Origin of the sequence: Burkholderia sp. b14 (assembly GCF_900156195.1) — a bacterium.
Taxonomy (GTDB): domain Bacteria; phylum Pseudomonadota; class Gammaproteobacteria; order Burkholderiales; family Burkholderiaceae; genus Mycetohabitans.
In genome coordinates this window covers 15,340-38,590 of sequence record NZ_FTPJ01000001.1, presented here as the reverse complement: position 1 = coordinate 38,590, position 23,251 = coordinate 15,340, and the positions used below count along the sequence as shown (strand labels likewise).

Annotated in this window: 11 protein-coding genes; 4 read left to right on the top strand and 7 right to left on the bottom strand. The window is 52.5% G+C overall.

The features are described 5' to 3' along the window. Nucleotides 1-3: 3 nt before the first annotated feature. The 6 genes from B0B13_RS00195 to B0B13_RS00165 form a co-directional block, all read right to left on the bottom strand. Entirely contained in the window at nucleotides 4-1,326 is a 1,323-nt protein-coding gene (locus B0B13_RS00195; RefSeq protein ID WP_076793710.1) for an IS5 family transposase, read from the bottom strand. A gap of 409 nt (nucleotides 1,327-1,735) precedes the next feature. Next, nucleotides 1,736-2,541, bottom strand: a protein-coding gene (locus B0B13_RS00190; RefSeq protein WP_139337242.1) for an IS5 family transposase whose coding sequence is annotated in 2 segments (ribosomal slippage) — nucleotides 1,736-2,211 and nucleotides 2,211-2,541 — 807 coding nt in all. Because the reading frame shifts where the segments join, the coding sequence is not laid out codon by codon here. 140 nt (nucleotides 2,542-2,681) lie between these two features. Beyond that, a complete protein-coding gene (locus tag B0B13_RS00180) occupies nucleotides 2,682-5,534 on the bottom strand; it encodes an RHS repeat domain-containing protein (RefSeq protein ID WP_076793709.1) in 2,853 nt (950 codons plus the stop codon). After that, nucleotides 5,527-10,131, bottom strand: coding sequence for a SpvB/TcaC N-terminal domain-containing protein (locus B0B13_RS00175; RefSeq protein WP_076793707.1), 4,605 nt, complete (start codon nucleotides 10,129-10,131; stop codon nucleotides 5,527-5,529). The genes B0B13_RS00180 and B0B13_RS00175 overlap by 8 nt, the downstream gene beginning before the upstream one ends. After that, complete coding sequence (locus B0B13_RS00170) at nucleotides 10,124-10,369, bottom strand: hypothetical protein (protein WP_076793706.1); 246 nt, start codon at nucleotides 10,367-10,369, stop codon at nucleotides 10,124-10,126. The genes B0B13_RS00175 and B0B13_RS00170 overlap by 8 nt, the downstream gene beginning before the upstream one ends. Before the next feature lie 160 nt (nucleotides 10,370-10,529). Then, nucleotides 10,530-17,357 (bottom strand): Tc toxin subunit A-related protein, encoded by a 6,828-nt coding sequence (locus B0B13_RS00165; RefSeq protein WP_076793704.1) that lies wholly within the window; start codon nucleotides 17,355-17,357, stop codon nucleotides 10,530-10,532. Nucleotides 17,358-18,660: 1,303 nt separating this feature from the next. Here B0B13_RS00165 and B0B13_RS00160 point away from each other — a divergent pair. Next, nucleotides 18,661-19,107 carry a hypothetical protein gene (locus B0B13_RS00160; RefSeq protein ID WP_212667328.1) on the top strand — a complete coding sequence of 149 codons (447 nt, stop codon included), beginning with the start codon at nucleotides 18,661-18,663 and terminating at the stop codon, nucleotides 19,105-19,107. Between the two features lie 170 nt (nucleotides 19,108-19,277). Here B0B13_RS00160 and B0B13_RS18580 read toward each other — a convergent pair whose 3' ends face one another. Beyond that, complete coding sequence (locus B0B13_RS18580) at nucleotides 19,278-19,499, bottom strand: hypothetical protein (protein ID WP_139337241.1); 222 nt, start codon at nucleotides 19,497-19,499, stop codon at nucleotides 19,278-19,280. Nucleotides 19,500-19,640: 141 nt separating this feature from the next. Between B0B13_RS18580 and istA the strand changes: the two genes are divergently transcribed. The 3 genes from istA (at nucleotide 19,641) to B0B13_RS00145 (ending at nucleotide 23,218) form a co-directional block, all read left to right on the top strand. Further along, nucleotides 19,641-20,666: an IS21 family transposase gene (gene istA / locus B0B13_RS00155; protein ID WP_353615402.1), complete on the top strand. Its 1,026-nt coding sequence runs from the start codon at nucleotides 19,641-19,643 to the stop codon at nucleotides 20,664-20,666. Next, nucleotides 20,663-21,436 carry an IS21-like element helper ATPase IstB gene (istB, locus tag B0B13_RS00150; protein WP_076793701.1) on the top strand — a complete coding sequence of 258 codons (774 nt, stop codon included), beginning with the start codon at nucleotides 20,663-20,665 and terminating at the stop codon, nucleotides 21,434-21,436. The genes istA and istB overlap by 4 nt, the downstream gene beginning before the upstream one ends. A 171-nt stretch (nucleotides 21,437-21,607) precedes the next feature. After that, nucleotides 21,608-23,218 (top strand): ISL3 family transposase, encoded by a 1,611-nt coding sequence (locus B0B13_RS00145; RefSeq protein WP_083703557.1) that lies wholly within the window; start codon nucleotides 21,608-21,610, stop codon nucleotides 23,216-23,218. Nucleotides 23,219-23,251: the final 33 nt, after the last annotated feature.

Genomic DNA, 23,251 nt, shown 5'->3' with positions numbered 1-23,251 from the left:
AATTCATGCTGCTGACACCATGTGAGCCTCGCGATTGAGCAGAGCAAGCCAGATCAGGGCGCAAAAAAGCCGCAGCTTGCGCAGGATCATGCGCAGGTTGTGGCCGGCGCCGCACAGCACCGCATGAATCGCATCGCCCAGCGTACCCTTGAGCCAATTTCGATCGAGCTTGCCGTCTGACTTCATGTGTCCGATGGCCGGCTCGATTGCACTGCGACGCCGAATCATTGCTCGCAGGCGGCGCGTGATGCCGCGTCGCAAGCCAGGATGATAGAGCTTCACGCCATCGACCGCGACGCCCTTGTAGCCGCGGTCCACGACAGCCATCTGCGGCTGAACGTCGCTTAGGATCGCCGCCTGTTCCAACGCTTCGGCTAGCGTGTGTCCATCGTAGGGATTGCCGGGCATCGAACGAGCTCCGATTACCAGACCCTCCTTGTGCGTCGTCGTGATCGACACCTTCACGCCGAATTCGTACGGCTTGCGTGGTTTGCCTTTCGCCAAGCACTCGACTTCCGGCGCATGCAGCGCATACAGCTTGTTTTTGTCCTTGTGCTTTTGCGTGAGAATTCGCTTCGTGCGGCCAATCAGCGCTTCCAACGCCGCGCGACTTTGCTCAGCGACGCCGTCCAGCTGCCTCTGGACATCACGCATCACGCGTCCTACTCGAGAACGCAAAGTGCGCAGCGCTTTGTTCATCCGCTTGTACTGCTTCGCATGCGCATAGCGGCCTACCTGGCTTGCCAGACGCGGCGCCTCGCGATTGTAATTTTGCCGCAGCTTCAGCCTGTGCCGGGCGGCCGCTTTTACCAGATGTTCCCGGCAACGCTCGAGCAGACGCGAGTCGGTAGGATGCGCAATCGCCTTTTCCATCACCGTCGTATCGACGATCAAGCGCTTCAGGCTCGAAGTCTTGATGACGTTCGCGCGTTTGGCCGCTTCGATCGTCTCGGCCAACAGTTCTTCAACGCCGGCTTCGCCTAGCCGCTTGCGCCAGCGCGTCAGGCTCGACGGATCAATCGGCGGCTTCGTCTGCAAGTACGTCTGGCCGGTGAACACCTGCCAATATGGGTTCTCCAGCCATCGCCAGACCACGTCCTCATCCGACAAGTCGAACGCATGCTGCAAGTACAGCAGCCCCGCGATCAAACGCGGCGACGTTGCCGGCCGGCCGCGCTGCGACACGAAGCTCGCGCTCATCGCCGTGCTCAATCGGTCCCAATCAATCAGATCGGCCAGACGAACCAATGGATGCTTTAAGTTGATCTGCTCGCGCAGCGGCTGGCGGAACAAATCTCCCTCTGGCGCCGGCGTCTTCGGACCCATTCAACCCTCGTCGAAATTTGCAGGAAATTCACGCCAATATGCCTGCCTCTTGCAATTCCCACAATACCTTTTCAGCTTCCCAGCCTTGTTGCATAAGCCTGGACGGATTGTTCAGGTCCGACTCAATAGACACGCCAGAATGGCACGAGTACTTCGCTGCCTGAGCCGTTAACCCGTAATGCACCGAAAATCGTGATCAATGGACGAAAAAATCGACTCATCGTGACCGCGCCAACTACAATCTAAACCGCGTAACACCCACACGTGCGCAACGGTCACGTTGCGCCGGAATCGGCGGTCACGTTCACCGGAATACGCAGCGTGGACTAAGGCGTCGAGTTTTTTTAGGTAAGCGTTCTCTATGCGAAGGTGGTTCAACTCGCACTGGGCGGCAGGCGACTAAGAGTCGCTAACACAAGTCGTCCACGAAACGTGAACAGATAACGGCAGCGGCCAAGCGGAGCAAGGCGATATGAATGTCCAGACGCCGCTCAAAGCGGATGCGCAGCTTACCAAAACCGGCAAACCAGGCGTGCGTGCGCTCAACTACCCAGCGATGCCGTCCGAGCCGCTCGCGCTTTTCTACGCCTCGACGGGCGATGCGTGCAGTGATTGCGCGTTGCTTCAGATAGCGTCGGCAGCGGGCAAAGTCGTAGCCCTTGTCCGCATGCAGTTTGCTCGGACGTTTGCGCGGCGAACCGCTCAAGCCCGGCACGGCTGGGAGGGTATCGAGGGTGCGCTCGAACACCATCGAATCATGTCGGTTGGCACCCGTGACTGTGATCGCCAAGGGAACGCCCCGGGCATCTACGACCAGATGCCGTTTGCTCCCGAGTTTGCCCCGGTTCGTCGGGTTGGGGCCGGTTTCCTGGCCCCCCGGGGGCTGGCAACGCTGGCCGCATCCAGGCTCGCTCGCTCCCAATCAATCTGGTCATGTTCACGCAACCGGCAAAGCATCGCCAGATGCAGCCTGCTCCACACGCCTGCGGCCTGCCAGTCGCGCAATCGGCGCCAGCATGTCATGCCGCTGCCAAAGCCGAGCTCCTGCGGCAAGTCTTCCCATGGAACGCCTGTATGCAGGACATACAGAATACCGTTCAATGCCGCCCGGTCGTCAACAGTGCGCCGACGCCCGCCTTTCGGTGAGGGCGTGAATGCTGGAATCAACGGCTCCAGCACCGCCCACAATTCATTGCTGATTTTGCGTCTTGCCATGACCTTAGAATACGCGCCTTACGGCCTGACGTCCAGGTTGCGTTAGCGACTCTAAGATAACAGGCCAGCCGCTTATATTCATCCATTGATTGCAGCCCCCTCCTGTGCTCCCTGAAGGGGGCGGCGTTCATACCATCTATCTAATTGGCTTTCCTGAATTCTAATTTATTATTACTTGTATATTTTTTAAGTGCATACCTTATTTCAGAATAGGTAATATTTTCAGCATACCCAGTCATCTCTCCATTGCATGATTTATCCATCGCCCTCACTTTTTCAAGTTTCCAAGGCTGATTTTTATAAAATTCATCTTCAACATCCTCACCAGAAAAATTGCTTTTTGTAAATATAACCTTTTCTGCCGCGCCACCTTCGATAAACCAATCCAATCCAAGTTTGCTAGTCGCCCTAAAAAACGCTTTCATTACCATCCCCTCCAATAATTTTTTATCATTGGCTTCAATGCCTACCATAAGTTCGTCATAATTTTCAGCATTTGAAAATTTTTTTGCAAGCCCATATAAATGTCTAACATGTTTATAGTTTAGAACAAATTCACCATTTTCTTTCTTCATGGGAATATCTTCACTATTTTTGATCGCAAAATAAAATAAATCTGTTGATTTTTTTGCGATGTCAATTTTTTCGTAATTTTTCTGCAGGTGTTCAAGCCAAGAGTATGCTTTTTCAATTTGCGCGCACTCGAAGAAATCTTTTGTTTCTTTATTATATCCTGGATAATTTTCCGCTTTTTTTGCTATATCATCTCGATTGAGTTTAAATTTGTTTATATCGCCCCGTATGGCGCTCAATGAAGCATAGTAACCCTTCAGTCCCATATTTTCATTCATCCATAAATTTGAATTATATTCATCAATTGTTACGTATTTATTTTTATCGTCTTCTGTATTAAAGTGTCTCATTCTGTACTGGCCAAATCCATATAGAGCTATTATGGAGGGGGAAAGCCCATCGTTGTCATTTAATTTAATTGGATTATTCATGACCATCCGAAACAAATTCAAGCCGTCGATTGCTCCTGCCGGATCGGGATTAAGCCACCGTCCGATCCATGGTGCGTAATACCGGAAGCCATAATAGTACAGCCCAGTCGCATCGCGCTCTTTTCCTGAATAGCGAATGATTTTGTATTTTGCTTTAAGCTCGCTTTTCGCCGCCCACACCGCCGTGCCGCCATACGGATAATATTCTTCATACGTCAGCAATTGCGCTTTTTGGTCAAGCTCCATCACACTAGAGCCTAAATGATTATCGAGGCTATAGCGAATTTGATTGTTTTCTATTTTATCTGGTTGGCCTTTATTCCAATGCAGCACGCGTACCTGAGCACGACCTGCCTGAGCGATGACGATATGCAATTCCTCGGCAACATCCTTTTTGACGTTAAAGTGTCGGCGCAATTGCAGCCCCGGCAAATAAATCACTTCGTCAGTATGTCGGGATTGGTCTTCTTGCTTAGCTAACGTAGACGTGGTTTTCCTAATCCGCTGTCCATTGCCGTCATATTGGTACCACTCTTCATCGTTTGGCTTTCCACCCGTGCGCTCAAGCATGACCACGTGACGCAATTGATTGCGTCCATTCCACTGCAGATCTTTCAGTACCTTAGTGCCTAACGCATCCGGATTGCCATTGCTATCATATTTCAGATTGCTGATAGTATTGCCCGCTTGTAGACCTGAACCCGTGACCGCTGAGAGTCGGTTACTACCCTGCGCAATCTTCATCGTTTGCTTAAAATGACTGCCCCGCTCACCGCTGATACCAATTAAATTACCACCTCGATCATACGTATAAGTTCGAGTGTAATTAGTTCGTGTGCCCAGCGGAGGGGGATGGATTAGCGGCGGCAATTGGCTGGACTGCTGCGCGTCAGTTTGCTCTCGTCCCGTCGCACGCACCAGCTGGTACAATGCATCATATGCGTATGTGGCTTTGGCCTCAATTTTTTGGTTGCAAAAAAATTCTGGGGCATTGGCCTGGTCATCGATGCTTAAAATATTGCCGACTGGATCATATTCGTACACCAACTGCTGCCGAGTCTTACCGTTTTTGTCTTGCGCCACACTCTTGTTGAGGTGATGCGTTTTCGGATCATACGTGTAGGTTGTCGTCACGCCATTGCCCGCCTCCTCGCGCTCGATTTGACCTTGCGCGCTATACTGAATCGACGCGAGCAGCGTTTTAAAGCTTATTGCCTGTTTTTGTTTCAACTTAACTGATGCGAGTCGGCCTGCCACATCATAAGTTGTCTGCTGCACATTGCCCATCGCGTCAGTCTGTGTCAGTGGCTGGCCCAGTGCGTTATAGGTCCAAATTGTTGTGTAGGCGTCTATCTCCAGGTCAGGGGGGATTGCCGCCCCCCAGTCAGCCTCACCTTGTGTCGCCTTGAGCAAGCGGCGAAGCTGCGCTTGCGGCTGGCCGGTCACGGTCATGCCGGGTGTCGTCAATAGCCCGGCCGTGTCATACTGATGACTCACCACACCGCATAGATTGGCCCACTGCGCGACGGCTTTTTTCTCTGGGTCGTGATTATCAGCATCACCATAAGTTAATTGAGTCAGCACAATTGAGTCATGACCGGTGAGCTGTTCGCTGGCTTGCGTGAGCCGCCCGAGGCCGTCGTATTTGGTGCGAGTCACCGTGCCACGCGCATCTTGTTGCGCGATTGGCTGCCCTTCACTGTTTAACACGCTCCAGTGCTCGCCCGCATCAACGCTACGGGTCCACAACGTGTGGCCCAGCAAATCGTGGCCGTAGTTAAAATTGGCAACCGACGGATCGGATTGCGCGAACAAGCGCGGGTCTGTCTGGCGTTGCACCAAACCCGCTGGCGAATAAGTCGTTGCGGTGATGCGTTCATCCAGAGGGCTGTCCAGCTTCTCACGATTGTATTGCACGGTGCGCACCATCAAACCGCGGTTGTCCGTGACTGTAATCGTCGGCGTTCCACTATGAAGTGTCTCAGGCATCGCGTAGCTCCTCTTCTGGCGCTGGCAAAACGCCGGTATCGTTTTCATCCTCGGCAATCGTGAACCACGGAAAATAATGGTTTCGCCGCTCATAGCCTTTCGCTGTCACGACCCACACCTCGCGCCCCAGCGCGTCATAGCAATGCGTATCGGCATAACCACCGGCGCGCAGCGCGCGGTCCGCCACATAGTGCCAATCGTTTATAAAATACGGCTGGTACACACGCATCGGCTGACCTTTGTTGTTGTATTCGATCCGGCCCGTCACGCTCCAGCGGGGGTTGGCTGGCGCACAAACGGGAGTTCTGGGATTTGTCCCAACGGCCAGTTCACCGTCGGCTGTCCGCTGCCAAGCATCGCCTGCTGGCACGCGCGTCGCAGTTTGCAGCGCGCGCCCAAAGCCGTCCGTGTAAGCGACAGCGATATGGATTTGCTGCTTGACCTTCGGCTGCGACTTAATGGGCGAGTACGTATCCGCTGTTAATGTCGCGCCATGAGTGGCCCAACGTGGCAAAGCCTTTAATGCACGGCGCAGGTCCTCGGGCAGTCCGTCGACAGCGTCATCCGACTCCGCCCATTGCCAGCCTCGGGCACGCACCGCGCCGGATACGGTGATAAAGCGCAGCGCTATGAGCATTTGCCAAAGGTTCGTCTCTTTAATCTTCTGCCCGTTGATCGACAACTCACACGCGTTGCCCATCCAGCTTAATGCATCGTACAGGCTGATCGCGGCCAGTAATTGCGCTGGCTCACCTGCACCTTTGGACTGCTGTGCTTCTTTTTTTAACGCAGTAGCGATGGCCTCAGACACCGTCCAGCCCGCCGACACGGGTGCTTTCGAGACCGATTCAAATCCGACCTTAGTGGGCTGCGAGCCATCCGGCTCGCCAAGTTCTTCACCATAGAAGGTGCTGCCGATCACCCGGCCCAGCGCATCAAACTGCGCTTCATGAACATTGTTATTGATATCAATAATGCTTTTCGGAACCAGAAAACGATAGTCGTATTCAGCTTGTACCTCGTTTTGCAGCGCATCTTTCGTCTGAATCAGGCAGCAGTTATACCAATCGTAGGTGTACGTGGTAACGCCAGTGAGCTTCGTGCTTTGCTGCGTAACCGGACGATAGAATTGAGCGGGTGGCGTATAGGTCGTCAAGCTGTGTTGGCTGACCCATAATGGTGCTGTCCGCGCTTCATCTTGGCCGGGCACGGACAGCACGTATTGGCCCTTGCAATACCCGCCTTGCCCTTGCAACAGCGTTTCGATTGTTTCGCCGAACTGGCTGTTCGCATAGGCTCTGACGCAGTCCTGGTCCAGGACTGCGGTTTCATAATATGCAACCAGTTTGACGATGTCAGGCAGCCCCGGCGTGTAGTGCACCACATTTTGGCCAATTAGCACGCGCGGCTGATCAGCGCCCAGCAAGGTACCGAGGTTCTCGCGATACAGCCCGCCCGGCGGCACCTGCGCTGAAGAAAACGCCAGCGCATTTTGACGTGCTTGATGTGGCAACCCTATCCGCCACGTATCCGGCTTGTCCTGATGCAGATAGGCACTACGGTGCTCTTGCAGACGCAACACCTGTTGCTGCGGATCAAAAATGCTGTTTAAGCTGATCGATGGCAGCGCTGTGTCAGCATAAGGATTGTTGTTCGAGTCAATAGACTGTAATCGGCGTGGATACTGAATCGTGACGCTGCAGGTCGGATACCCGTACGCATCGTACTGCAGTTGCACGCTTTGGCTGACCACCGGATCCGTCGCGATGCGCTCGTACGTATAAGTCGTGTGCTCCAGCGCCAACGGCAACGCAACCGGCGCAGCCGAAGATTGCCCGCTCGTCGGTGCTGACTGCTGTTCTCTGACTTGATAACGCGATATGCTGACGCTGTAAGGTGTGATCGCGTGGCCAGCTTGACCCAGACCGTAGACTTCTTGACGCAACAGGTGGCCCTTCAGCGCCCGGTACAACCACCATGTTGACTCAGCAGACGGGGCCGGACCCACATCTTGGCAACCGTCAAAGCGGGTCAGCCACGGTGTGCGCATCGGAAAAGCCGCGGTGTCCTCATAAGGCACTCCATACAGCCTCTTTTCATCGTCTTGCTGCCCGGTGTAATACCAGCTTCGAGTCTGCAATGGTGGCGGCTGCACGTCATCGTTGCCGTGCGCGGCTGACGCGGGCGCGCTATCAACACTCTCCACATAGCCGAACCCGCGAAATTCCCGCTCTTGACCATCATAGACCCCTTTACGATAGCGATGGCATTGCGTCAATTGATTGCCGGTGATCGCATCCGTATGGATGATGCGCGAGACAACCTGCACCGGAAACGGCAAGCCGGGCACCGCATTTTCTTGCTCCCGCTTTTCATCGAGCCATTCCTGCGCCGAGCTGCGATATTCAAAGGTGGTTTGGGCACCTCGGTTATTGTCCACCGCATTGAGCAAATAAGGCTTGGCTGGCGCGAAGTCGTAGCGCCAGTGCTGCGGTGCGAGATCGGGTCCTGAGTATAATTGGCTCAGAATCACGCTAATGGTGCCTTGGCCCGTCACATCGGCGAAGCTGAGCTGACTCAGATCATCGTAGTGCACGCCATTCGGCCATTTAAGCTCGATTGGCTCAGCAAACCGATTGCCGGACTCGTTAAAGAATAGGCGCAGACAGTTCGGTTGTGCATACACAAGATCGGCCGCGCCTGAGCCATCTACATCCACCAGGAAGACCCGGCGCGGATCAAACATCTGTTCTGCATCAAACAGTTGGGAGCTGCGTAAAGTCAACGGCGCACCGAACCGACCATTGCCTAGATTGGGCCAACATGTGAGCTGATCATGGCGCACGCTAACCAGATGCCCCTGGCCTGAGCCGAGCACGTCGCTGAACGCAACGAGTTCGGTCGCATCGCGCCCGCGAATCGGTAGCGAAACAGCGTGATCCTGTGGCGTCGTACAGGCGGTGCTAAATCCAGTGCGTTGGTTGATATACAGACGCACGCTTTTGGGCCCGATCATCGCCAAATCCGGCAGACCTGCACCATGCAAATCGGCCAGTGTCGCCTGCGGATGCAGGTATTCAATTGGCCATTGCGTGAGTGGTATAAAAGCTGACCAGTTGCGATCTGCACCCAACGTGTAATAGCCAAACGGCCCGCCCGGGGATGTCACTAGCCATTCGAGCCGGCCATCGCCATTGATATCGATCAGCGTCGCATGCTGCCCTTGTAGCGCAGGCACCTGCGGCAAAGACTGCCAAGCATCATAAGTGACGGCATCGGGCTGCTTTGGCTTTTGAGCATCCCGCACCGGCGGACGATAGCGCCAGTCGGTGCCAACCCGATACAGGATGCCGGGCAGTCCTTCACCGTACAGGTCCACGAGCTGATAGGGGGACTGATCCGGTCCCTCTGGCACCGGCCATGCCTGCCACGCAGGCGCAGCAGGCAGAGGAGCAAAGGCCGTGTAGCCCAATTCCAGCGGCGGCAGTTCTTGTAAAGCAGATGTTTGCGGCTCATAGGCCAAGCGCTGCGCGGCCTGCAAACAACTCATGATGGGCGTTTCATCATATTCGAGCAACAATCGGCTCACCAGCGTGTTCGGCTCGTCCAGTTCCGACTCAAAATGATGAAACATCAATATCTGGCGGCATAAATAATGCGTTCGCACTTCAAACCCATAGCGGTAGTGCGAAAAAGGATCTGGCCGAAGTGGCCAGGGTTGACTTTTATCGTCAAACAACGGTGGAATACGTGCGTCTATGCCACGCTGGCCATAATCGAATGCTAGCGTAAAGAGCCAGTTGATACTGTCTTTTGGCTGGTCTTCTTCGTTGCGATATAAATCGGCCCACGTGTATAAGCCATCATAGGCAGTCTGGTTGCCATAATGCACCTGCGTTAAGTACCGGTTCGATTCGGTATCGCGTCCGTCATTATCCACGATCCCGGCCGATTGAGCGCTTTGATACACGTAACAAATATGTTCACCGGTGGGCGACAGCGACTCTTCAATTAGCCACTCGGCAATCCGCTCATCGGGTTCAGTGGCGTCAGCGATGCGCGCTTGAGCATTTTTACCCAAGCAGTGCAACTGGCCATCGGCGCCGTGGATCAGCCAGAAATCGTCAGCACCTTGACATTGCCATCGTTCGATTCGGTTAAAGGCCCCTTCGATACGCGGATAATAACGTGTGACGTTAAAGGTCGCATTAAGTACTTTGCCTCGGAATGTAGAACGCGGCGTGGTCTGAACAACGCCAGAGGCATCCCGCTCCGGCTCCAGCACTTCGCCGTCCGGCCCAATGAACATGTCGGTGTCATCGTATTGGGGCACGCCTCGGCTGGTGCGGCGGCGGATCGCGCTCAACCCCGCGTCCCAGCCAACACCAAACGGTCCATTGCCATTGCCGCTGCTGTACGCGAGGGTCAATGCAGGTGCGTAGCCACGGCCAGCAGAAATCGGCAAGGGCAGCGTCAACGAAGCGGTGCCGCTGGGGTCACCTAGATTCAGGGACTCACCCAAGCCTTGAATGGCTCCGCCTCCTTTGGGCAGGGACGGCGGGGTGAGCGTCAGCTCGCCAGAAGAAAGTCTATGCATTATTCGCCCCCTTAACTCTTTGATGTACTTTTAAGTTTTTTTTCACGTTGTTGGCAAAGCGCGAGGGCCCGGGCGGCAGCGAAGCGCTGTCCCGCAGGGGCAAACTGAACTGCAGTGAGCCAGTGTACATATCCGTTTTCGCCACCTCTCGCAAGCCGGTGATCGCGCCACCGCCTTTAGGCAGTGCAACGCTTTGAACTTGCAATGGCAATGCCGAAGCCGATTGTGCTGAATTCATTTGTACCTCGTTCTTAGGGACTCTTATCCAACGCAATGCCAAGCATGACCCCGAACACCGTGTAGGCCCGCGGCACGCAAACGCGCACGATTCAGAGATGGCTGGCCTGACACGCTCGCGGCTGCACCGCTCCCCACCGAGCCAGCCAATCGATTTAGCCTTAATAATTTGGTGATGACTTATTCGTTGTTGGTTTTTCTTTTTCTAAGTCTGCTAGTTTTTTAGAAAAATCCGCTCCGCCTTCCAATGCCGTGTAATGCACATGGACGATGATATCGTCCAGCCGAGTGAGCAGTTGCTGCTGTTCATCGGATGTATGGTTCGGAAAGGCCAGCTCCCACCTAGAAACCGCGCCAGTGCCCTCAAATGGTAAATACCGTTCATCACCGAAATTGAGCTCAAAGACGCCACTATCATTAAGGCCCGACGAGAGCGCGATCTGCTGGTTGGCACGCAGATTAACCACAATATTTTGCCCGCCACCTTCCCATTTTCGCAATTTTTTTACCGATTCAGCATCCGGTTTAAGCAGCGTCCAGCTACCCGTTTGCGTCAACACGGCTTTTACGTTCTGATAAGGCCCCAGCACAGTGGGCAATGTAATAGAAATCCATTTGATTTGTCTCAAATAATGACTCGGATAATCTTTATCAAACAGGTCTTGGGCCAGCTCGAACGTCAACTTACCAGTCCCTTGACCGGGTGTTCCGTTTCCATTAATTTCATTTATCTTTTTTCTCCACTTGCTATCATTATCGTCAGCCAATAATTTCTTAAGTGACACAGTCTTCGTAATTTCCAAGCGCCGCTCGTTATGCAGCAGATACGCAGATTCCATTTGATGCAAATTCAGTTTCAGCGTCTCGCCAGCGAGCAGGCCACGGTAACTGCTATTCCATGCGTCGGTGCGAATAAAATGCGTGTCAAAATTCCCGCGCTCATACTGCCAGCATTTTTCAACGCTTAAGCACAGCGACAGCACCGTATCGTATGCCTGGTAGTACAAGGTCGATAGCTGGTCGGCCAGCCATTGATACAGTGATGCCTGGGTAAAGCGTGTACTCAAGAAATCGTACATTTTTTGCATATGCGCATGCTCTTTTTGCGCATACTGCAGCGCTTTTTTTGACGCGTCGATTTGTTTGTTCTGGGTATCAATTTGTGCACAGATTGCAGTGACTTCCGCCTTGGCTTGGTCTGTCTGGAATTTCCACTCTTCCTGGCGACGACGATACTGTTCGCTCGCGTCCAGCCGTATAACTTCAGCTTCTTTAACGATTGCGGCAATCTGCATGGCGCCAGCAGCGGCTTCAACTAATGCCCCCCAACGCTGCCCGCCTACGGAAAAGCCAAAAACATTGGGCATCATATTAAGCCCACCGCCCACCGTCTGCAACGGTCCTGCAGCCGAATGCAGGCTGGCAACCTCAACGTGCAGATCTATCGCCCGTTGCTCACCCTGGGAGATATTTTCTTGTGCAAGCTTCGAATAATGTGCAGCGCGTTCGCTGGCAACCTCTTTACTTTTTTCGAGCGCTGCTTTGCCTGCTTGAGCGATTTCAATGGCCTGTTCTTGCACCTTCAGTGTCGTGAGCGCGTAATCGGACAACTGCAGCAGTTGGGTTTGCTGTTGCTCCTCTTGCGCGGCGCGTTCCTTGCGTTCTAGCGCTGATAGTAGTGTGTTGCCAAAGTAAATGAGCATCTCCACCGCAGCGACCGCCTGTGGCAACAGGACACGAAAACGGTACGGGGGAATCACTTGCGCTACGTTCAACGCACCTGCCTCCCCCGACGCGCTGCGCGCCCGTTGTACCAGTAACTCCCTTGGATTCATCGGCGCCGGATACAGCGGCAACGACAATGGCTTGCCATCGATTGTCAAGCTATGACGCAAATTATAAAAGCGACCGTCCAATTTTTCCCAATAATCAAGTAGTTGACTATTGAGCGGCAGCTTGAATGGCGTATCCAGCGCACGCAGTGTCGGATTCGGCTTGCCGGACGCAAGCATCATCTTGTCTAATATTTCCTTTGTAATACCCTGTGCATCGGTCCCACTCTCAAATTTCCGCAAGGCTTTATTTTGATCGCATTGTATTCCTTCTAACGTCACAGGCGTCCAACTATTGGCCAAGTGAATGTCTGGGCGGGGGCCCATCAGATTACGCGCTTGGTAATAGTACAACTTGGCTTCATTCAAGCTATCGGTGCTGACCTGTCGATATAGGTAATCGCCATAATCGATCAAATTCTGCACATATTTAAGAAAAACTGCTTTGCGGTAATGCACCGGCTCCGCATACGCGACCGCATCCGGGTCCGTAGGCCCCTCAAGCAGTTTCCCCGCATGGCCATCCTCTACGAGGGGGCGCACGCGCCAGTAATCGGGCGTGCCATTTACATTTTTTCCCGCAGGGTCAAAGATGCGCTTCAGCCAGCGTTGTGCTTCCGCGTATTGTTGTTCGGCATTGAGCCGATACGCGACAAGGAACGGTAAATGGAAAAAAAGCTCCCACAGATATAAGCCGTTCGCACCATGAAAATCTAGCGGCTGCGACCTGGTCTCACCTTTTATTGGCGGTTCGACTTTTAATTCTTGCGTGGAGCGATCCAGCACGGTATCAATCGATATGCTAGCGCGCTCGATTAATTGCTTGCCAAATGATGAAGTAAGCCGTGCCGGCGGAAAAACTTGCTCAGTACCATTTGAACTATTTTCTAGTCCAAAATCCATATATTGAACATGTTTTTCTTCGTCGCAAACAATAGATGGTTTTTTTAAATCTATTCCTAGATTTTTATCTTTAATTTTTTCAAAAATATTTATATTGAGATCCATATATATATAATGAATCCCTTCTGGTTGACCACGTAAGCCAGAACCATCCAGTTTTAATTCAAAGGTAAATTTTCCGACTCTTCTTGCAATACATGTAAATTCATCTTCCTGTCCCAACTCGCAATTTTTCAAACCAAGCTCTTCATTTTTGACAGAGATTTTTCCTCGCGCATTCGCAAAAATAAAATATGGTAGCTGAATAACTACTTTTAACTGCCAATCCCCATTTTCTGCCACCTCAAAAACGCTTTGTTTTGGACTAAATGTATTTTGAAAAAGTCCAAGAGATGCTGTCGGAGAAAAGTTGAGTGCGCTTGAATATTTTATATTATTGAGTCGATTTAAGTTTGACGATAAAATCCAAGGAATGTTTTCTTTGGCCTCAGTGATAATTTTGGAAAGCATGCAATCTAATATAATGTGACTATTTTTGTTCCACTCAATATATAAATAATCTTTGTTCTCTGAGTTTCCAGAGAAAGCGGCCAGGTGCACACTTTCTCTATTTAATCCAATTTTTTCTAGCAATGTATGCGGAGCACTCCATCTTCCATCATATTTTTTATAAATTAGCATCACACTAATTTTTTCTTTGTTTGATCGTTCTGCTGGTTTTGCCACTTTTTGGGGTTCCGCCCCCTCTGCTTGGCTTTCTTTAACTTTAATTTCCTGTCTTGGAGTGTACTCTACCCAGACTACATACAGCCGTCTCCCCATCACCACTGGTTGCACACACATAATCTCACTTGGTACCGATTTACTATCGCTTGTATCCGACTTACTATTGCCTGAAACCGGCATGTCAATTTTTTTCCATTCACTCCATGCGGTCGGACTAACTTGATTCAAACTGTTACGCTTACGAATATCCATTGAGCGCCAATAATATTCTTTTGGCGAAATGTTTTTCTCACCAATAAAATAATAAGTACAGTCCGTCGGGTCGGGGCCATCAGCGTAGCCACTGATCACCTTCAGATTGCTCACCTCTTCAAATTTATTCAAATATTTAGCCACCGCCTGTTGGACTGTATCGTCGTTCAGCTTATTTTGGCTAATCTCGGTTTCGAGCTCCTTAAACAACGTCGTTTTCCCAAGCCGAAGCGTCGGATCAATGTAATTCTCTGGATAATCCTGAAGCTGTTGATTGGCCGCCCACAGCGCGTAGCGATTTTCGTTCTTCGTCCACGACTCAATGTCGTACGCTTCCAGTGGCGTATCATGCCCTGGCTCCAGATGCAGCATCACACTATTGATGTATTGCTGGAGGCTAGCAATCGCTTGGGCCACTTCGCTGGTCATCACCTCGCTCGACACTTGGGTGTCAATCAACAGGTACTCGTATAAATCATCCACTGTTTTAACGTGGTCGGGCGCCACGCCGCCTCTTAAATAGTACGCCACCAATGCGTCGCGCAAAGTTTCGCTATGCTGTGACGCTACCTGTTTTTTAGCATCTGCGTCTTGCTGGATCGCTGACATCACCAGTTCGCCGACCGCTTGGTAGTTGGAATAACTTGAATGATGCGTGAGCTGCGCTGCTTTGGCTAAACCGTCCACTGATATACTGGTTTGGATGACCAATGCCTGCAAACGCCTTACCCGGTCGATATCGGCTAATGTGCTCGGCAATTTATCAGTCGCAGCTCGAACATCCGTCTCCGTCCAAGTGAGCAATTCAGCAAGCTTTTTGATTGCTCCTGTCTTTAATTTATCACTTTCTTCGATACTATTAAATAATTTTACATAATTTAAGTAACCGTATATATTAGCTTCATCCTGAGACGTTGAGGCGATCCAGTCTGTATAGCGGCCAAACCTGTATAGTGTGATAAGTTTGAGGGTATTATCTAGACATCCGAACCAGAGTGGATTGTCTATAAAATTTTTTAATGCCATCTCACTTAATTTAAATCGATGCACGACTGCTGCATGTCGCGCCAAATCATAAAGGTTTCTTACATAGTCAGGAAGTGTAGAAACATCCCCATTTTTTTCAGATAACCCTTTAAATAATGCATGTGTTTTATGCGAAAAAGCAACTTCATCTTGTCCAATCCATTTTAATAAGAGCGAAACAAAAGGCGGCTCTATTTTGAGTATCCTAGACAAACCATCGATAACAGCTCTCGCTTGCCGAACACAGGCACTTTTATCGTCCGCTGCCCGGATCTTTTCTAGCTGGCGTCCAATATCATTGATAAATGCTAAGTGTGATGGACTGGCCGACAAATCACTAGGCGGTGCATCTAATAATGCGCTAATTTCTTGCACAGACAACTGATGTGCCTTCAACCACTGTGCCGCTTGAGCCAACGCCATCATCCAATACAGCACATCTGCTTGATTATTACTTTTCTCATTCCATGCAGCGATGGTTGGTGTACCCGCAAATTGATAAATTGCGTTCTCTCCGCCCAACCGCTCCAATAACGCGACGCCGTCAAGCGGGGTCAGGCCCAACAACTGCGGAAGCTTGGCCATACGATACAACGCTGAAACAATTGGCAACGAGCAAATCGAATTTTTTTGTGATGTTTTAACACATTCGACAAGCTTTTTGAAAGTCACTAGATCAACTCCGAGCCCCGCACAAAGTTGTTTGACTATCGTTGTCTGTACAGCATCCTTTGTATCGAGGTCTATTTCTATTGCACAATCGATTGCAAATGGTGTCTCAAATAATGGTGGATGGTTAAAGATTCGATCCAAAAATGGAATATCTGATCCGACTGCATACTGAGTGATCTGATAGACTAATGCCGAAAAAACTTCTGGTGTGACCTGATATGTATTTTGAAAATACCGAAACACTCCAAGCGCGCGGAGCGTATTGGAGGTCAATTCTAAACTATTATTTTTCTCAGCCCGCATGATAGACACGATCAACCAATCGAGCTGGTCATACGGCAGCTTCAAAGCATGCTGCAGGCGGATGAGTTGATTGAGCCGAACTAACGTCTCTTCACTGATTTGTTCGCTGCTATCCGGCTTCCCCTGGTCAGCAACTGAGAACGTTCGACTCGCTCCATTTCCTGTTAGGATGATTGAGTCCGCTGCTGCTTGGGTTAGTTCCGCATCTGCTTTATGGATAAACAAAGCCCCATAGTTTTTTGAGGTTGCAGCGCAGCCTTTACCATCATATACGCCTTTCAGGCATAAAATTTCTTCGACTTCCGATGCCGTTACACTAGTTCGAATAGTGAACTCCGACACATTTTTCAAATTATTAGTATCTGCTCCGCTACCGTAAATTTGGGATAGAGAGTGTGCGGATCTATCAATTAAAAATGCTTGTAGACTAGGGTTCAATCCACAATTTTGTTGCAATGCGCGCACCGCGTCACCTGACACTGTATTTGCATTAATAAAATAAGGATAGGCTGCATCCATTTGCTGGGTAACTTCTGACAGCGATACCTTTTTCTGCTTTAGCCCCAACTCGATTCGCTGATACGCGTGATGATATGGTAGCGTTAAAGGGTAACAGCTGTCTGATAGTTTTTGATATATTTCATTGTCTCCTGTAGCTCCTCCGCTTTTTTTCTGTCTATCTTTTATAGATGTATCCTGTTCCTCTTCTTCCGATTTTTTTATTGCTTCTCGAAGCACACGATTGACAATCGATAGTGCGGGGGCAGATAGGCGAAAGGCAGTGTCATTCAATTTTATGTTTTTTAAATCGGAACGGCGTTCGTTTATCTTATATTTACTTGCATTTTTATTTGATTCATCCAACTTCAGTGAAAATTTATAAAGGTCAGTCAGATAGGCCACCGGAGAATCATGCGCATTAATCTCACCACTTTGGCAAAATCCTGACCAATTTTCGTTAAATAACCGAAGATACGTCGGGCTTTCACTCTTTGTTTTATGCGAGCCTGTGATTCCGGCGTGGTTAATCGGATCGTCATTATGCAAACGTTGTTGTCGAAATTTTTTGGCGATTTCGGTGGCATATCCCATCGCTAAATCGTACAATTGCCCTGCCTCATCACTATTTTCGCTGTGATCGTTAATAAATTTCGATTTGGTAACGTTAACAATATCAAACACAGAAATATAACCATCTTTTATATTAAAATTTTTAAACTTTTCTTTAATTTTGCTGATAGTTTGAACAGGTTCGGCAGGGGTAACGTCTTGCATGATATCTTGTCCTTTCAATAGCAATAAAGTTCCGGCTGGGGTAACGTGAGTTGCTTGGCATCAAAGCGCTGTAGCGCGCAGTGGCATGCTGGGACTACATAGCCGCTTGCGTACGCTGTCGAGCAATACTCCTTCATGGATCAGGCAGCGTACAAAAAGGGAGTTGATTATGTCTCAATCGGTGCGCGCAGCGGAGCGATGCGATGCCCATTTGTGCTTCTCCGGTAGAGTGTTAAAACCGTGTTTTTTCACATCAACACGGGAAACGTGCACCCTTATTGACACGCATGCGTCACAGCATTACACGCGTCGCCTTGCCTAGCCAGCTAGAGTGAAAAAGAGATAATGCTAAGAGAGGAAACCGGGCAACTTCAATGCCTGTACAATCGGTTCAGCTAACCAGGAGGAAAAAAGGGGAGCTGCACACCGGGTCTTGTGGTTTTGGTACACATCATTCGCCATTTTTTGACGCTCCCAATGGTAGATAGATTGTGAATCCAACTTATTGCCTTGATTTATAGCGAATGCCCCACGAGTCGCTTTGCTACACCATACCTCATAGCCGCTGCAAGCCACAACTTCAGTGTACGAATACATTGCCCAAAACTTAAACACTTGTTGTCATTTCATAGTAAGAAATTGGCTGACAGTGATGTGATAAAGCAGCTTATTCGCTTAGCCAGGGGCTCATCAAGGCGGCTTGAACGATCCATGCTAGCCACGCGAGATGCCTACTCTACTTCGGTAAGCTCCTATGCTGGCTCAGGCGTGGCCTGCAGTGCTCTGACGCCGACGCTTAAGCGTCTAGTGCTTTTTACCCGTTTGCCAATATGCGAAGTGCACGCATGTACAAAACCGGCGACCGTGTTCGATTGACCGTAAGCATCCGGCGAAGGCATTCCAGGGCGTAAATGGCCGTCTGTCTGACGTCAACTAAAAAAGCCGCCGTGTTGCCTCATGGAATGATGTTACTCTCGGGTAATTGTCGCCAGACAGCCGTCAATCAAGCTGCGGTGGGCACCCAGCCTGACCAGTTCCGGCGACGCCGGCACGACCTGCGCGTGTTGCCCTTTACACAAAATGTCAAGTCACCACTGGTCCTGCCCATCCGGGGACAGGTGCCGACAGAAGTTGCCCATGGTGCCGCTGGCGACCTCGGAGAGGCACAGGCCTTGCCAAGCAGCGAGCCGCGGCCACCGCGCACGCGGCGCTGCTCGCTGCGCAGGCACGCCTGCAGGAACTGGAGCCCGCGCTGGCGGCGGCTGAGGCAGCACGCCAGACGCTGCACACGGAAGTCGAGCGTTTGCAACGCGACGCCCAGGAGCGAGACGCCGCGCTCGCCCAAGCGCGCGCCGATTTTGCCCGCGAACTCGATAAGCTGCGGGCCGACACGGCGCGCGCCGAAGCGCGGCTGCAAGCGACCGAAAAGCGCGCGCTCTTGGAGACCGAGCATGAGCGCCGCACCAGCGCGCGTCTAATCAAGGAGCGGGATGCGGCAGTGCGACGCGCCGACGAAAGTGACGCGCAGCGCCGCGCTGAGCGGCAAGCGCTGCAGGCGCAATTGGGGGACGCACGCCAACACATTGGCATGCTGGAAGGCAATTTAGCCGCGCTGCAGCGCGCGAACGCCGACGCTGAAAAAGCGCGGCGCGTACGGCAGCGCAGACCCACCCAGTCCGCATCAGGCCGGACCTCGGGCTCGATTAGGCGGCCACGCCCGCTCACGCGTGCGCTGAAAAAGACTTCGTGACACAGTCACCGACATTCCTTTTTATACAAAGGCTCATGTGGCCGCAGGCCGGTTAGCAAGCATAGATTAGCCCATAGCCGATCTCGGGCAAGCCTAGAATCATCATCGCTCCGGAGAGCATTGGGCGGCAGAAGGCCAAGATAACAGGATGCCATCGCCTGAACGCCATGTCACGGATCGGCGTAATCTAGCCGGGGATGATCGGCATAATCAGGCCAGTTGGAATGGCCCCGAAACGCAATTTTGAAAGGTTTCAAGGATGCGGTTTTTTGCCTGATCCTGCAATGGCAATTTTGCATGGAGCGCATCAGAACTGGGTATTCCAGCGGGCTCACGGCCGATAACCAATCGGCGGGCGCAATCTCGCCGACGCTCCCATCGGGTATCTTCATTGTAGATATGCGGTGCTTGCCAATCACGTGGCGTGTATCTACAATGGATAAACGTTGTTGCGCGCAAAGTAAAAATGAGCCACTTCGCGCAAAGTAAATGTGAACCACCTTTCAGTACAGTCAGTCTTTTTCGCGCGAAGGCTGGCGATGCTTCAGAAGGAACAGTGGATGCAAATCCATGTGCTCAAAGCCCAAGGGTTGTCGTTGCGAGAGATCGCGCGGCGCCTGGGCGTGTCTCGCAACACCGTGACGCGTTACTTGGCGTCGCAGGACGTGCCTCGCTACAAGCAGCGTGAACCACGGCCGAGCAAGCTTGGTCAGTTTCAGGCGTACATTCTTGAGAGGATGCAAGCGGCCTCGCCCGAGACGATCGCCGCTCCAGCGTTGCTGCGTGAACTGCGCGCGCTGGGCTATGAAGGGCAGCTGCGCAGTATTCAAGCTTTTATGAAGGCGCACAAACCTGTGCGGGCACCTGATCCGCTCGTGCGCTTCGAGACCGAGCCGGGGCGGCAGATGCAATGCGACTTTGTCGTATTTCGTCGCGGCGCTGATCCGCTGTACGCGTTCACCGCCACGCTCGGTTTTAGCCGTTGGCGCTGGGCACGCTTTGCCACCAACGAGAAGGCCGAAACGCTGATTGCTTGCCATCACGCTTTATTCGAAACGCTCGGCGGAGTGCCTCGCGAGATCCTGTACGACAACGCCAAGACGATCGTACTAGAGCGTGATGCGTACGGTAAGGGTGAACATCGATGGCATCCAGGCCTACTCGATCTGGCTAAGCGCTACGGCTTCATGCCCAGACTCTGCCAGCCCTATCGCGCACGCACGAAGGGCAAGGTCGAGCGCTTCCATCGGTATCTGCGCGGCAACTTCTATGTGCCGCTGTCCAGTTGGCTCAAGCAGTCGGGTATGGTACTGGACGTCGATACGGCCAACGCCGAGGTAGGCAAATGGCTGCGAGACGTTGCAAACCAACGGGTGCACCCGGTCACGGGAGCGCCACCCGCAACGCTTCTCGAAGAGCGCGAACGAGACACGCTGCGCAGCTTGCCCGCGTTTGCAACACAGCTATGGGTAACCACGCCGGTCGGCAGGCCTTCGGCCATATCGCTGCAACATCCCTTGTCGATCTACCAGCAATTACTGACCGAGGTGCGTGCATGAATCTGCAGCAAGAACGTATCGACGATCACTGCCAGAGTTTAAAGCTTGAAGGGCTCATGCAGCACTATGTCGCGCTGGCCAACGATGCCGCGGCCAAGCAGTGGAGCTTTCTCGACTTCCTTGAGCACGTGCTGGCACATGAACGCGAGATACGGCAGGTTCGATCGCGACAGACACTGGTACGCATGGCGGCATTTCCGGCGATCAAGACGCTGGACGATTACGACTACAGTTTCGCTGTGGGCGCTCCGCGCAAGGCCATTGACGAGTTAGCCACGCTGCGCTTTATCGAACGTGGTGAGAACGCCGTGTTGCTTGGTCCGTCCGGTGTCGGCAAAACGCACCTGGCGATTGCAATCGGATACGCCGCAACACAAGCGGGTATCAAGACCAAGTTCATCACGGCGGCCGATCTCATGCTGCAACCCGAAGCGGCACGGCGCCAGGAACGCTACGACGCCGTACTTCGACACAACGTCCTCGGCCCAAGACTGCTCATTGTCGATGAAATCGGATACTTGCCCCTCTCGGAAGACCAAGCCAGTCACTTCTTCCAGATCGTGGCAAAGCGATACGAGCGCGGTTCAATGATCCTCACCAGTAACCTTGCGTTCGCCCAATGGGACGAGACATTCGGACGCAATGCCACGCTAACTGCGGCCATGCTTGACCGCATCCTGCATCACGCCCATATCATTCAGATCAAAGGAGACAGCTACCGACTTAAACAACAACGAAAGGCCGGCCACGTCCTGGCATCAAAGAAGTAACGATTGGCTCACTTTTACTTTGCGCGATCACGCGCGAAGTGGCTCAAATTTCAGGCTCTTCCACACTTTGTGTGAACCTGCAGGTGACAATGACGATCAAGCCAGTATTGCATCACTCGGATAATCGGCGTGAATTTTTCTTTCCTTCAACGCCTGTTGCCCGCTTCCGGCATGCGCATTGTCGGGTGGGAAATGATCGGCCATCGGCTCATTATTGCACTGAAACATCAAGGGCTCGTTGCGCACTGCACGGCGTGTGGAGCGAGCAGTTCCCGGATACACGGAGGGTACCGACGACGCGTTGAAGACCTGCCGTGTAGCGGCCATCGCGTCACACTGGAAATCCAGGTGCGGCGCTTTCGTTGCGATAACACAATGTGCCGCCGGCGAACATTCGCCCAATGCCCGGCGCAATTCGGCGCACGTCAGCAGCGTCGCACAGCCCGAGCACAGACGGTGCTGTGGCATGTGGGCTTGGCGCTCAGTGGCGCCGCAGGCGCGCGCCTGGTGCAGCGGCTGGGCATCTCGATCAGCGGAGAAACGATACTCCGTTTGCTCAAACGCAACGGCCAAAAGCACGTCGCGACGACATCACCCCCTACCATTATTGGCGTCGATGACTGGGCATTCAAGCGCGGTCATCGCTATGGCACCCTACTGGTCGATCTCGAGCAACGGCGCCCATTGGATCGGTTGCCCAATCGTGATGCGAACTCGGTGGCGAACTGGCTAACAGGAAACCGCGCAATCCGCATCGTATCGCGCGATCGCGCTGGAGTTTACGCCGAAGGCATCACCCGTGGCGCGCCGCAAGCCATACAAGTGGCCGACCGATGGCATCTGTTGAAGAATCTTGGCGATGCTATTGAGCGCGCGCTAAGTCGCTGCCAGCGGCCTATCCGCGAAGTTGCACGCTCGCTCAATCACGAGCACGCTGCTGCCACATTGCCAGCGATCGAATCGAATGTGCCCGGCGTGGCAACAACATCGCGCGCAAAGGAGGAACAAGCACAGCGACGCGAAGCACGGCTCGCACGCTATGAATCGGTCATGCGCCACCATCAAAGTGGGATGGCAATACGCGCGATTGCGCGCATCACGGCATTGGATCGGCGTACGGTACGGCATTGGATCAACTCCGGTGAGTTCCCTGAGCGGGCGCAACGGCTGCCAGCCGCCAGCAAGTTGGATCCCTATCGAGCGTATCTTGCCCAGCGCTGGCGTGAAGGTTGTCAAAACGCGGCGAGGTTGTATCGGGAAATCGTGGGCCAAGGGTTCAACGGCGGTTGTGGCATCGTACGCCAAGCCCTTCAGCCTTGGCGACAAGCCGGTGCAATCATGCAGCAGCTGCGTACTGCTGTGTCACGAGCGGTGCCTTCCACTCGCCGCGTAGGCTGCTGGTTAATGGGTCGGGGCACGGCCGCGCTCACCAACGACGATCAGCGGCACGTCCAGCGCTTGGTTCAACGACTCGCTGAGCAGAATCCCCAGATAGCAACAATCCGGCGGCTGTCACTCCAGTTCACTGACATAGTCAAGCGCCGCGCACATCAAGCTTTGGCAAGCTGGCTGCGTCAAGCGCAGGCTAGCGGTGTACCAGAAATGCAGCGGTTTGCAGCAGGCATTGGCCACGACTACGATGCCGTACACGCTGCACTACTCACGCCCTACAGCAACGGCATCGTTGAAGGCCATGTCAATCGGCTCAAGTTTCTCAAGCGCCAAATGTATGGCCGCGCCGGCTTCCAACTGCTTCGTACTCGCGTGCTGAATCGGTGCTGACTTGTGACGTGAAACTTCACACAAAGTGGGGAA